Origin of the sequence: Cupriavidus laharis, from assembly GCF_914271435.1 — a bacterium.
Taxonomy (GTDB): domain Bacteria; phylum Pseudomonadota; class Gammaproteobacteria; order Burkholderiales; family Burkholderiaceae; genus Cupriavidus; species Cupriavidus laharis.
In genome coordinates this window covers 191,647-203,899 of sequence record NZ_CAJZAI010000007.1, presented here as the reverse complement: position 1 = coordinate 203,899, position 12,253 = coordinate 191,647, and the positions used below count along the sequence as shown (strand labels likewise).

Below are 12,253 nucleotides of genomic sequence, written 5' to 3'. Positions count from 1 at the left end.
GCCGTTAAGGCGCCTGCGCCCGCACCGGTGGCTGCGATGTCGCCGCCGCGCCAGGGGCCGGGAACACACGGGCCCAGTCGCGCTTCATGCTCACCACCGTCCAGCCGCGCTCGGACGCCGCGCGCAGCGACCCGCCGTCGCTTTCCGCATACGCCGATTCGCGCTCGGCATCGTCATGGTTGACCAGCAGCTGGAACGACGGCCCCTTGCGCGCCTGCGAGTACGACAGCATGGCGATATCGCCCTTGCCGCCGACATTGCCTGCCGCGAACACGGGCCGCTTGCCGATCTGCAGCGCAATATTGACCGGCTTCATCTGCTTGTCGTTGAAGCTTTCGATCTTCGGCTCGCGCCAGATCTCGTTGTCGCGGCCGTGTTCGCGGAACTGGGCGGCAAGACGGGAGCCAATGACTTGCTGCGGAGGAATGCCGTAAAAGGACTGGGACACGACGCGCATGAAGTCCGTCGTGCCGCCCGAGCAGATCCACGTCTGGTAGCCATGGGAGCGCAGCAGTGCCAGCAGCTCCAGCATCGGTTGGTAGGTGCCTTCGCGCAGCGAAGCCTTGGATTTTGGATGGCGCGCGTTGGCGACATAGCGCCGCGCGTCTTCCTGAAAGGTATCGAGGGAGGTGTTGCCGTAAAGCTCGTTGAGCAGGCGCACGGCACCTGCTTCCCCGGTGGATTTGAAATAGGCCGCGGGGTCGGCCAGGAATTCCTTGTAGGGCGAACGTCCGGCCAGTGCCGGCTCGGCCCGCGCGCGCTCCTGCGCGCGGTTGACCACGAACAGCAGCTCCACCACCGGGTCTTCGCGCCACAGCGTGCCGTCGTTGTCGAACACGGCGATGCGGTCTTCGGGCGCGACGAACTCGGGGCTGCCCGGTGTGGTGGTCTTGCTGACGAAATTCAGGATGGATTGCTTGGCCGCCCCGTCACGCCAGGCGGGCAGGGGATCGAGGAGCTTGGGGCCGCTGGTGGCAACAGCATTGGCCGTATCGGCCTTGCTGCCGCCGCCCGATGTACCGCAGGCCGCGCACAGCGCCAGCAGCCCGATGCCGGCCGCCTGCGCGAACCGCATGCCAAGGCGGGCACGCCACGGTGCCGCCTTCGCTACGGAATCCCGACACAGGCTGGCCGTCATGGGCTTAGACCTTCTTGATTTCCTTGATGCCGTTCTTCTCGTCGACCAGGATGATCTTCGGCTTGTACGTGGCGATCTCTTCGTCGGTCATCGGCGCGTAGGTGCAGATGATCAGATGGTCGCCGATGTGCGCGCGGCGCGCGGCGGCGCCGTTGAGCGAGATCTCGCCGCTGCCGCGCCGGCCCTTGATGATGTAGGTGGAGAAGCGCTCACCGTTTTGCACGTTGTACAGATCGATCTTCTCGAACTCCTTCATGTCGGCAGCTTCGAGCAGGTCCTCGTCGATGCCGCACGAACCCTCGTAGTGGAGGTCCGCCTGCGTCACGGTGACACGGTGGAGCTTGGCGCGGAGCATGATGCGTTGCATGGGTGATGCGTCCTTATCTTGATGCGGAATGCAGCCGGCGCCCGCCGGGCGCCGGGAAGACTTACGCCGCCTTGCGCACGACTTCGCCACCGTTGCACATCAGGCAGGCCGCGACGATGTCGTCTTCGAGGTTCAGCGTGAACTGGCCTTCCTTGTCGATGACCAGCTTGAGGAAGTCCAGTACGTTGCGGGCATACAGCGCCGAAGCGTCGGCTGCGACCATGCTGGCCAGGTTGGTATGACCGATCAGGATGACGCCATGGCGCTCGACCACCTCATCAGCCACGGTCAGCGGGCAGTTGCCCCCTTGCGCGGCGGCCAGGTCGACCACCACCGAGCCGGGCTTCATCTGCTGTACCGTGGCTTCCTGCAGCAGCACGGGCGCCTTGCGGCCGGGGATCAGCGCAGTGGTGATGACGATGTCGGCCTGCTTCGCGCGCTCATGGACCAGTTCGGCCTGGCGGCGCATCCAGTCCGGCGGCATCGGGCGGGCATAGCCGCCTACGCCCTGCGCGATTTCGCGCTCTTCGTCGGTGACGAACGGCACGTCGAGGAACTTGCCGCCGAGCGATTCGATCTGCTCCTTCACGGCCGGGCGCACGTCCGAGGCCTCGATCACGGCACCCAGGCGCTTGGCTGTGGCGATCGCCTGCAGGCCTGCCACGCCGGCGCCCAGAATCAGCACGCGAGCGGCCTTGACGGTGCCCGCAGCGGTCATCAGCATCGGCATGAAGCGCTGGTAATGGTGCGCGGCCACCAGCACGGCCTTGTAGCCGGCGATATTGGCCTGCGAGGAGAGCACGTCCATGCTCTGCGCGCGCGTGGTACGCGGCGCGGCTTCGAGCGCGAAGGCGGTGATCGACGCGGCGGCCATGCGCGCGTTGTTCTCGACATCGAACGGATTGAGCATGCCCACCAGCACCGAGCCCGGCTTCATCTGCGCCAGTTCTGCGGCTTCCGGCGCGCGCACCTTCAGCACCAGTTGCGCGCCGAGCGCCTCGGCGGCGGTGCCGATGGTCGCGCCGACGGCCTCGTAGGCGCTGTCAGGCTGGCTGGCCCGTACGCCGGCACCCGCCTGCACCACCACCTTGTGGCCTTGTGCGACATACTTCTTGACGGTTTCCGGGGTGGCGGCGACGCGAGTCTCGCCGGCCCGCGTCTCCTGCGGGATGCCGATGTACATCGTCAATTTCTCCTTTTGCTGGCGTCATATCTGATGGACGAGCCGACGTCTGGCCCGTTGCGCGCCAGGGTTGTTGACACCTGCAGCGCACAATTTTTCACGCAGCTTACAGGAATCTGACGATTGTTGGTGACTGATCGGTCGGGTTTTGGCGGAGCGTCACGAGACCGCCGAAGCGCCGTCGCCGCGCTGCACAATGCCCTCGCAACCGGTAAAATGCCGGATTGCCTAAAAAATGTGCATCATGCCACGTGACTGGAATGCCAGCGTGACGGTTGCCGCGGTCATCGAGCGCGGCGGCCGGTTCCTCCTGGTGGAAGAAGAAACCCGTGACGGCCTGCGGCTGAACCAGCCGGCGGGCCACCTGGATCCGGGCGAAAGCCTCATCCGCGCCGTCATCCGCGAAACGCTGGAAGAGACCGCGCATACCTTCGAGCCGCGTGCGCTGCTGGGCTGCTACATGGGCCGTGCGCTGTCGTCGCGCACCGGCACGGATGTGACTTATGTGCGCTTCGCGTTTACCGGAGACCTGGGCTCGCTCGACGCAGGCCGCCAGCTCGATACCGGCATCGTGCGCACTGTATGGATGAGCGCCGAAGAGATCCGCGCCTGCCCCGAGCGCCACCGTACGCCGCTGGTGCTGGCCTGCGTGGAAGACTACCTGGCCGGCAAGCGCTTTGCGCTCGATGCGCTCTACACGCACCCGTCGGTGCTGGCTGCCGGAGACGCATCGTGAGTGGCAAGCGGGTCGTCGTCGGCATGTCGGGCGGGGTCGATTCGTCGGTCACCGCGTGGCTGCTCAAGCAGCAGGGCTATGAGGTCATCGGCCTGTTCATGAAGAACTGGGAGGACGATGACGACAGCGAATACTGCTCCACGCGGCAGGACTGGCTCGACGTGGTGTCTGTGGCCGACCTGATCGGCGTGGACGTCGAAGCGGTGAACTTTGCCGCCGAGTACAAGGACCGCGTGTTCGCGGATTTCCTGCGCGAGTATTCCGCTGGCCGCACGCCGAACCCGGACGTGCTGTGCAATGCCGAGATCAAGTTCAAGGCCTTTCTCGACCACGCCATGTCGCTGGGCGCCGAGACCATCGCCACGGGTCACTATGCGCGCGTGCGGCAGAACGCGGCCGGCCGTTTCGAACTGCTCAAGGCGCTGGACCACACCAAGGACCAGAGCTATTTCCTGCACCGCCTGAACCAGGCCCAGCTTTCGCGCACGCTGTTCCCGCTGGGCGAGATCCCGAAGACCCGCGTGCGCGAGATCGCCGCCGAGATCGGGCTGCCCAATGCGAAGAAGAAGGACTCGACCGGCATCTGTTTCATTGGCGAGCGGCCGTTCCGCGATTTCCTGAACCGCTACCTGCCGACCAAGCCGGGCCCGATGAAGACGCCCGACGGCAAGGTGGTCGGCGAGCATATCGGGCTGGCCTTCTATACGCTCGGCCAGCGCAAGGGTATTGGCCTCGGTGGCAGCCGCGACGGCAATGGCGACGCGTGGTACGTGGCGCGCAAGGACATGGCGGCCAATACGCTCTATGTCGTGCAGGGCCACGACCACCCGTGGCTGCTCACGCCCACGCTGGTCGCCGCCGACCTGTCCTGGGTGGCGGGCGAGCCACCCGCGGCCGGTGCCGCCATGGCGGCGAAGACGCGCTACCGCCAAAGCGATGCACCTTGCGTGGTCGATACGGTCGACGGCGACACGCTGAAGCTGGCGTTTGCCGAAGCGCAGTGGGCCGTCACGCCGGGCCAGTCGGCGGTCCTGTATGACGGCGATGTCTGTCTCGGCGGCGGAATCATTCAGTCGGCGCAGTAAGCGCGGCCTGAAAGAGAAAACGCCCGCATGCGCGGGCGTTTTGGTTTCCGGGGCCGGGCTCAGGCCTTCGGCGGTTCCGTGTCGATGAACGACTGGCGCTTGGCCAGCTTTTCATGGTACGCCGCCAGGTTCGGGTGGCGCTCGCGCCAGTTGATTTCCGGGAAGCGGAAGTCCAGGTAGGACAGCGCACAGCCCACGGCCACGTCGGCGAGCGAATAGTGGTTGCCGCTGCACCACGGGCGATCCGCCAGGCCGTTCGACATGGCGGCCAGCGCGGCGTTGATCTTGCCGAGCTGGCGCTGCACCCAGCGCTCGCTGCGCTCGTGCGGTTCGCGCTGGGTGTTTTCCAGGCGCGCCAGCAGCGCGGCATCGAGCAGGCCATCGGCCAGCGCTTCCCAGCAGCGCACTTCCAGGCGCTCGCGCCCGCCCTGTGGAATCAGGCGGCTGACCGGCGTGAGCGTGTCGACGTATTCGACGATCACGCGCGAGTCATAGATCGAGCTGCCGTCCTCCATGACCAGGCAAGGGACCTTGCCGAGCGGATTGTATTGGCCGATCACCGTATCGGCTGACCAGACGTTCTCTTCGATCAACTGGTAGTCGATCTTCTTTTCCGCCATCACTACGCGCACCTTGCGCGCGTAGGGACTGGTTTGGGACGCGAACAGCTTCATTTTCTCCCCTCGAGCTTGTTATGAAGTGCATCGACGCTCGGCGGCAAGCGGCGCAGGAGCCTCTGGCCCTGTGCTTGCCCAATGCACTTCATAACAGGCTAGCGGAACGGCGAGCGCGAGTATACCCGCGCCGCATGGCGAATGAGGCCTCCCGAACGGATGTCCCATGGCGCTGCTGGAGCGTTGCACCGGTTCCGGGGCATGGATGGTAAAATCGCCAGTTGCGCGGCGCCGGCCCGTCAGCGCCGTCAGCCGCAGGACCAGCGCGGTGCGGCGTATCGGCCGCTTGCCAGCTGCCCGCGGGGCGCCCCCCGCGCATGGCGCGCCTGCGATCCATCCCGTACCCCCATTCTCCCCGGTTGCCAGCATGTCCACCTCTTCGCTTTCGCCGCTCACTGCCCTGTCCCCCATCGATGGCCGCTATGCCTCCAAGGCCGATGCGCTGCGCGAATGGCTGTCCGAAGCGGCCTTCATGCGCAACCGCGTCAAGGTCGAAGTGCACTGGCTGATCGCGCTGGCCCAGGCCGGCCTGCCCGACATGCCGAAGTTCTCGGCTGCCTCGGAAGCCGCGCTGCTGGCCCTGGTGGACAAGTTCTCTGAAGCCGACGCTGCCCGCATCAAGGAAATCGAGGCCGTGACCAACCACGACGTCAAGGCCGTCGAGTACTGGCTCAAGGAACAGGTCAAGGGCAACGCCGAGCTGGAAGCGGCGAGCGAGTTCATTCACTTCGCCTGCACCTCGGAAGATATCAACAACACCTCGCACGGCATGATGCTCAAGGGCGCCCGTGAAGGCGTGGTGGTGCCGGCGCTCAAGCGCGTGCAGGCGCGCCTGGTGGAACTGGCGAAGGCCAATGCGGCCCAGCCGATGCTGTCGCGCACCCATGGCCAGCCGGCCAGCCCGACCACGCTGGGCAAGGAAATGGCCAACGTGGCCGCGCGCCTGGCGCGCGCCATCGAACGCATCGAGCGCGTGGAACTGCTTGGCAAGATGAACGGCGCCGTGGGCAACTACAACGCGCACCTGTCGGCCTACCCGACGTTCGACTGGGAGGCGTTCTCGAAGCAGGTCATCGAAACCCGCCTGGGCCTGACCTTCAATCCGTACACCATCCAGATCGAGCCGCACGACTACATGGCCGAGCTGTTCGACGCCGTTGCGCGCGCCAACACGATCCTGCTGGACCTGAACCGCGACGTCTGGGGCTATATCTCGCTGGGCTACTTCAAGCAGAAGACCAAGGCCGGTGAAATCGGCTCGTCGACCATGCCGCACAAGGTCAACCCGATCGACTTCGAGAACTCCGAAGGCAACCTGGGCCTGGCCAACGCGGTGCTGCGCCACCTGTCGGAAAAGCTGCCGCTGTCGCGCTGGCAGCGTGACCTGACCGATTCGACCGTGCTGCGCAACATCGGCGTGGCCTTCGGCTACAGCCTGCTGGCCTACGAGGCCTGCCTGCGCGGCCTGGGCAAGCTGGAAACCAATCCCGAACGCCTGAACGAAGACCTCGACAACTGCTGGGAAGTGCTGGCCGAGCCGGTGCAGACCGTGATGCGCCGCTTCGGCGTGCCCAACCCGTACGAGCAGCTCAAGGAACTGACCCGCGGCAAGGGCATCTCGCGCGAGGCGCTGCAGACCTTCATCACTGGCCTGGCCATTCCGCAGGATGCCAAGGACCTGCTGCTGGCCATGACGCCGGCCAGCTACATCGGCAAGGCTGTGGCGCTGGCCGAGCGGATCTGACGCTCGACCGGTCCCGCCGATACGAAGAAGCCACCCGAACGGGTGGCTTTTTTGCTTGATACGGGGTCGGATCGCGGGGCTGCGCCTTGCGACACAATGCCGCTTCAAATCATTTGAATAACTTAATTAAGGACTGTCCTGCATCTGCGCACATTCCGCCGCAATAATGCGAGAATTCAAAGCGCGGGGGCCGGATTCCCCGTTGCGGACTTGCCCAAAGATTGTGAAACGCCCGCGATACGGGCGGAGGAACTGGATGCGTTCGAATGCCACTGCCGCCGGCTACAGCGCCACGGCCATCAGCTTGCACTGGATCATTGCCTTGCTGATCTTCGCCGCCTTCGGGCTCGGCCTGTACATGACCGGCATTCCGGGACTGACGCCGACCAAGCTCAAGCTGTTTTCGTGGCACAAATGGCTCGGTGTGACCGTCTTCGCCATCGCCGTAGTGCGTGTGCTCTGGCGGGCGACGCATGCCGCGCCGCCGGTGGCCGCCGGCACGCCGGCGTGGCAGGCGAAGGCGGCTGCGGCTGCTCACCACCTGCTTTACGTGCTGATCCTCGTGGTACCCATCACGGGCTACCTGTACAGCCTGGCTGCGGGCGTGCCCGTGGTCTACCTGGGGTTGTGGAAGATGCCGGTGCTGATCGAGCCCAGCGACGAACTCAAGGAAGTCTTCAAGGTCGCGCACATCTGGCTGAACTACCTGATGGCGGCCGTGGTGACGGTGCATGCGGCCGCTGCCATCAAGCACCAGGTGGTCGATCGCGACGGCACGCTTGGCCGCATGCTGCCGTTCTTGCGCTAGGCCATGCATCCGGAGGCCGGCCCCTCCGGTAGTTACTGTTCGAGAAATCCTTTTTCGGTTCTGATGTGCGGCGCATGGCGCCGCCCACTGACAGGAGTCATTGATGAAACGCATTCCCCGCCCCGGTTCACTGTTGCTGGCCGCCGTGCTGGCCACCACCGGTGTTGCCGCCAACCTTGCCTGGGCGCAGATCGACGCCGCCAAGAGTTCGGTGACCGCAGTGGCGCGCCAGATCGGCGTCCCCATGGAGGGCAAGTTCAGGAAGTTTGATGCGAATGTCGACTTCGATCCGGCCAAGCTGGCAACGTCGTCGGCCAAGGTCGAGATCGACGTGTCGAGCTTCGAGATCGCCGACGCCGAGACCACCAGGGAAGTGAAGGGCAAGGACTGGTTCGACGCGGCGAAGTACCCGAAGGCCGTGTTCCAGTCCACCAGCATCAAGAACGGCACGCCGGGCAAGTATGAAGTGGCCGGCAAGCTGACCATCAAGGGCAAGTCCCAGGACGTCGTCATCCCGGCCACGTATCGCCAGGACGGCGGCGCCCAGGTGTTCGAAGGCGTGCTGCCGATCAAGCGCACGGCTTTCAATATCGGCGACGGTGAATGGAAGGACACTTCCGTGGTGGCCGACGACGTGCAGATCAAGTTCCGAATCGTGATGGCAGCAAAGAAGTGAAACCTGGCATCGCCGGACTTCACGTACTGAACAACTGTTGCCATTTCTGTTGATGTTCCTCTCCAACCTTTTGTCGGGAGATCCCATGAAACTGCGTACCCTCATGACCGCCGTGGCGGCCATTGCCGCAACCGCCGCCTTTGGCGTGGCCTCGGCCAGCACCGTGACCTACAACCTCGATCCGACCCACACCTACCCGAGCTTCGAGGCCGACCATCTCGGCGGCCTGTCGACGTGGCGCGGCAAGTTCGACAAGTCCAGCGGCGTCGTCACGCTGGACCGTGCCGCCAAGTCCGGCACGGTAGAGGTGAAGATCGACCCGGCCTCGATCGACTTCGGCAATGCCAAGCTGAACCAGCATGCGAAGAGCCCCGACATGTTCGACGTCGAGGCCTTCCCGGAAGCCAGCTACAAGGGCAAGTTCAGCAAGTTCAAGGGCGATGTCCCGACCGAGGTGGACGGCGTGCTGACCCTGCGCGGCGTGTCCAAGCCCGTGAAGCTGGAAATCCGCGACTTCAAGTGCATCCAGCACCCGATGCTCAAGCGCGAGGCCTGCGGCGCCGACGCGGTCGGCCAGTTCAACCGTGCCGACTTCGGTCTCGACTATGGCGTGAAGATGGGCTTCAAGCCCGAGGTCAAGCTGGCGATCCAGGTCGAAGGCGTCCGCGCGGAGTAAGCCGGGTAGCCGCGGCCGATATCCGCCGCTGTCCGCAGTACACCGAGAAAGCCGGCATCTGCCGGCTTTTTTCATGCGCTGGCTGGCAGGTGCGGGACGCACTGTGCACTTGGTTGTACGACATGCGGCAGCCACAGTACAATGGTCCGAGGCATTTCACCACCACCGGTGCAGGCAACGGCGCCCGCCCGCCTGCGAGGCGAGCCAGCCCTCGCGCCAAACTCAGGCAATCGCGCATTACTATGAGCTTTCGCAGTCGTTCCCCGTTCCGGTAGCCGTTCCCGCGTCCCACTCGCCCCTGCATGCCGTACCCGGCCGATCTGCCCAGGCTGTATGGCCCGCAGCGTTTCTCGGATTTCCCCTGGCGCAATACCGTGTATTCCAAAACGCAAATCGATCCGGTGGTCAGTTTCCGCAACTCGCAGGGTGAGCAGGTGCGGGGCACGATCATCAATCTCCAGAGAAAGTCTCTGGTGATGGAAATCTACAATCCGTATTCGATCGTGCAGGTCAGCGAGGTGCTGAGCGAGCTCAGTGTCCGGATGGGGGCAAAGAACGCCTACCTTGGCAAGGCCGTGGTCATGAGCCTGGTGAATACCGGCCTGACCGCGGTGGTGTCGCTGACGCTGATCGACGAATGGCGCGAACTGACCGACCTGAACAACGAGCCCAAGTCCGTGGCCCGTGAGGCCGAGCTCTTCGTGCAGGACTGGGACGCGCGCTTCAATATCCGGCGCGACTACCAGATCGTGGTCAACGAGATGCGCGCCTTCCTGTCCGAAGTGTCGCGCTGGGTGGAGCAGGTCGACCTGACCGAGTCCTTGCCCAAGGTGGAGGGCCGCCTGCGCGAAGACGTGTTCTACGAACTCGCCACGCCGATCATGGGCCGCACCAAGCGCTATCTCGACTGGCTCGAGGGCGAGGCGCAGCGCGTCGATCCGGAGATTGCCCCGGTGCATCGCACCTATGCCCAGGCGGCGCTGCATCCGCTGCTGCTGCGCGCGCCGTTCGTCTACCGGACCTTCACCAAGCCGCTTGGCTACGCCGGCGACTACGAAATGGTGAACCAGATCCTGAGCGATCCGCAGCAGGGGCCTACCACCTACTTCCAGATCGTCAACACCGCCTTCCTCAAGGCGGCGGTGGCCACGGCCCACCGCAACCGCATCGACCTGCTGATCGATTTCCTGAAGCGGCAGGCCGATCGCGCCAGGCAGGCCGGGCGCCCGTTCCGCGTGCTGAACGTAGGCTGTGGCCCGGCCTTCGAGATCCAGCGCTTTGTCCGCGAATACGAGCACGCGGAAATGCTGTCGTTCCAGCTTGTCGACTTCAGCGAAGAGACGCTCGAATACACCAAGGCCTCGATCGAGCGCGCCGCCGCGCAGGCCGGGCACAAGGTCTCGGTAGAGATGGTGCACCAGTCGGTGCACGAACTGCTCAAGCGCCGCATCGCCCCGGACGATATCGATGCCAGGGAGTTCGATGCCGTCTATTGCGCGGGTCTCTTCGACTACCTGTCGGACAAGGTGTGTTCGCGCCTGCTGTCGTACTTCGCATCGCGCACCCGGTCTGGCGGGCAGGTCCTGGTCACCAACGTGCACGCGGACAATCCCGAGAAGTTTGGCATGGAGCACCTGCTCGAGTGGTACCTGATCTATCGGGACGACCCGGGCATGGCGGCGCTGCTGCCCGAGAACTCGCACGGGCACCGGATCTATGTCGATGCCACCGGCGTCAACGTGTTTGCCGAAGCGACCATTCAATGAGGCACTGACCGTGCACCGTTCCGCGCCAGCCGGCTGGCGCGACGGCGCCCCACCGGACCAGGTCATGAGTACGAACCAACTATATGCGGGCTACCAGTCCGAACTGGCGGATTTTCGCCTCGCGTTCAGCCGCGGCGGCGCTTATACCGCCATCGTGCTCGTCCTGCTCGGGGTAGGGCTGGACTACGGGCAGTATCCGCAGCAGCAGCTGGCCTTCGGGCTCGCGCGCGTGGTGGTGTCGCTGCTGATCGCCGGCGTGGTGGTCATGCTCTACAGCGCGGCCGGGCGACGCTTTGCGCCCTGGCTCACGCTGACGTGGCTGCTGCTGCCGCAGATCATGATCGCCTGGATGATCTCGCAGACCGAGGGCGTGGAGTCGCCCTATTACGTGGGCCTCAACCTGGCGATCTTTGCCTCGGGCATCGCGCTGCCGTTCGGGCTGTGGCAGAACCTGGTGTTCGGCATCCTGTCGTACCTGTTGTACGCACTCGCCTGCCTGCTGCATCCCGGCGGGATCGAGCCACTGGGTACCTTCATCGTCAATTCGCTGTTCCTGCTGTTCGCCGCGGCCGCCAGTGGGGTCTACACCTTCTTCAACGAACGGGCGCGCTTCATGCTGTTCCGGCTCAAGGCCGAGGTGGCTGAAAAGAATGCCGAGCTCGAGGTGATCAACCGCAAGCTCGTCGATATCAAGGGCCAGATGCTGCAGCAGGAGAAGATGGCCGCCATCGGCACGCTCGCCGCCGGCCTCCTGCACGAGGTGAACAACCCGGTGAACTTCTGCCTGATGGCCATCGAGGTGGCCATGGAAGAGCCGCAGGCCAAGGAAAACCCATCGCTGGAGGAGTGCCTCGTCGATGCCAAGCAGGGCATGCAGCGCATCCAGCATATCGTGTCCGACCTCAAAACCTTTGCCTACCGCAAGCCCGGTGCCGAGGTCGAAGGCACGCCGTTCCTGTTCGAGAAGGCGCTGGATTCCTCGATCCGCCTCACGGCCCACGAATTGCGCGGCGTGAAGGTGACGCGCGACCTGCCGGACGACACCCTGGTGCTCGGCGACGAAGCCGCCGTCATCGGCGTGCTGATCAACCTGTTCTCCAACGCCGCGCTGGCCATGCGCAAGGCAGGCACGGCGGCGCCGGCCATCCATACCACGGTCAAGTGGGCGAAGAACCGGCTGCATGTGCGTGTCCAGGACAACGGTCCGGGCATTGCGCCGGAGAACCTGGCCCGCGTGTTCGAGCCGTTCTTCACGACCCGTGACGTGGGGCAGGGCCTGGGCCTGGGCCTGTCGATCAGCTACGCGGTGATCGAGCGGCACGGCGGCCAGTTGTATGCCGAGAGCGAACTCGGCCAATGGGCCGCCTTCAGCTTTGACCTGCCGCGCGCGGAGTGAACAG

At 64.9% G+C, this 12,253-nt stretch carries 12 protein-coding genes; 8 read left to right on the top strand and 4 right to left on the bottom strand.

Annotated elements, in window-relative coordinates:
- Positions 1 to 4: 4 nt before the first annotated feature.
- The 3 genes from LDO29_RS16190 to LDO29_RS16180 all read right to left on the bottom strand — a co-directional run bounded on the left by LDO29_RS16190 (position 5) and on the right by LDO29_RS16180 (position 2,688).
- Positions 5 to 1,138: an HAD family hydrolase gene (locus tag LDO29_RS16190; RefSeq protein WP_224080804.1), complete on the bottom strand. Its 1,134-nt coding sequence runs from the start codon at positions 1,136 to 1,138 to the stop codon at positions 5 to 7.
- A 4-nt stretch (positions 1,139 to 1,142) separates the two neighbouring features.
- Positions 1,143 to 1,505, bottom strand: coding sequence for an aspartate 1-decarboxylase (gene panD, locus LDO29_RS16185; RefSeq protein ID WP_224080803.1), 363 nt, complete (start codon positions 1,503 to 1,505; stop codon positions 1,143 to 1,145).
- Positions 1,506 to 1,566: 61 nt separating this feature from the next.
- Positions 1,567 to 2,688: a Re/Si-specific NAD(P)(+) transhydrogenase subunit alpha gene (locus LDO29_RS16180; protein WP_224080802.1), complete on the bottom strand. Its 1,122-nt coding sequence runs from the start codon at positions 2,686 to 2,688 to the stop codon at positions 1,567 to 1,569.
- Positions 2,689 to 2,932: 244 nt separating this feature from the next.
- Between LDO29_RS16180 and LDO29_RS16175 the strand changes: the two genes are divergently transcribed.
- On the top strand, positions 2,933 to 3,424 hold the full coding sequence (locus LDO29_RS16175; protein ID WP_224080801.1) for an NUDIX hydrolase: 492 nt from the start codon (positions 2,933 to 2,935) through the stop codon (positions 3,422 to 3,424).
- Entirely contained in the window at positions 3,421 to 4,509 is a 1,089-nt protein-coding gene (gene mnmA, locus LDO29_RS16170) for a tRNA 2-thiouridine(34) synthase MnmA (RefSeq protein WP_224080800.1), read from the top strand. Before LDO29_RS16175 ends, mnmA begins: the two co-directional genes overlap by 4 nt.
- A gap of 59 nt (positions 4,510 to 4,568) precedes the next feature.
- Here mnmA and LDO29_RS16165 read toward each other — a convergent pair whose 3' ends face one another.
- Positions 4,569 to 5,183, bottom strand: coding sequence for a glutathione S-transferase family protein (locus tag LDO29_RS16165; RefSeq protein ID WP_224080799.1), 615 nt, complete (start codon positions 5,181 to 5,183; stop codon positions 4,569 to 4,571).
- A 367-nt stretch (positions 5,184 to 5,550) separates the two neighbouring features.
- On the opposite strand from LDO29_RS16165, the gene purB reads away from it, so the two are divergent.
- The 6 genes from purB to LDO29_RS16135 all read left to right on the top strand — a co-directional run bounded on the left by purB (position 5,551) and on the right by LDO29_RS16135 (position 12,249).
- Positions 5,551 to 6,927 carry an adenylosuccinate lyase gene (purB, locus tag LDO29_RS16160; protein WP_224080798.1) on the top strand — a complete coding sequence of 459 codons (1,377 nt, stop codon included), beginning with the start codon at positions 5,551 to 5,553 and terminating at the stop codon, positions 6,925 to 6,927.
- 256 nt (positions 6,928 to 7,183) lie between these two features.
- Positions 7,184 to 7,735 (top strand): cytochrome b, encoded by a 552-nt coding sequence (locus LDO29_RS16155; RefSeq protein WP_224080797.1) that lies wholly within the window; start codon positions 7,184 to 7,186, stop codon positions 7,733 to 7,735.
- A gap of 103 nt (positions 7,736 to 7,838) precedes the next feature.
- Entirely contained in the window at positions 7,839 to 8,411 is a 573-nt protein-coding gene (locus LDO29_RS16150) for a YceI family protein (RefSeq protein ID WP_224080796.1), read from the top strand.
- A gap of 85 nt (positions 8,412 to 8,496) precedes the next feature.
- Entirely contained in the window at positions 8,497 to 9,087 is a 591-nt protein-coding gene (locus LDO29_RS16145) for a YceI family protein (protein WP_224080795.1), read from the top strand.
- A 374-nt stretch (positions 9,088 to 9,461) separates the two neighbouring features.
- Positions 9,462 to 10,853 (top strand): class I SAM-dependent methyltransferase, encoded by a 1,392-nt coding sequence (locus LDO29_RS16140; protein WP_224080896.1) that lies wholly within the window; start codon positions 9,462 to 9,464, stop codon positions 10,851 to 10,853.
- Positions 10,854 to 10,917: 64 nt separating this feature from the next.
- Positions 10,918 to 12,249 carry a sensor histidine kinase gene (locus LDO29_RS16135; RefSeq protein WP_224080794.1) on the top strand — a complete coding sequence of 444 codons (1,332 nt, stop codon included), beginning with the start codon at positions 10,918 to 10,920 and terminating at the stop codon, positions 12,247 to 12,249.
- Positions 12,250 to 12,253: the final 4 nt, after the last annotated feature.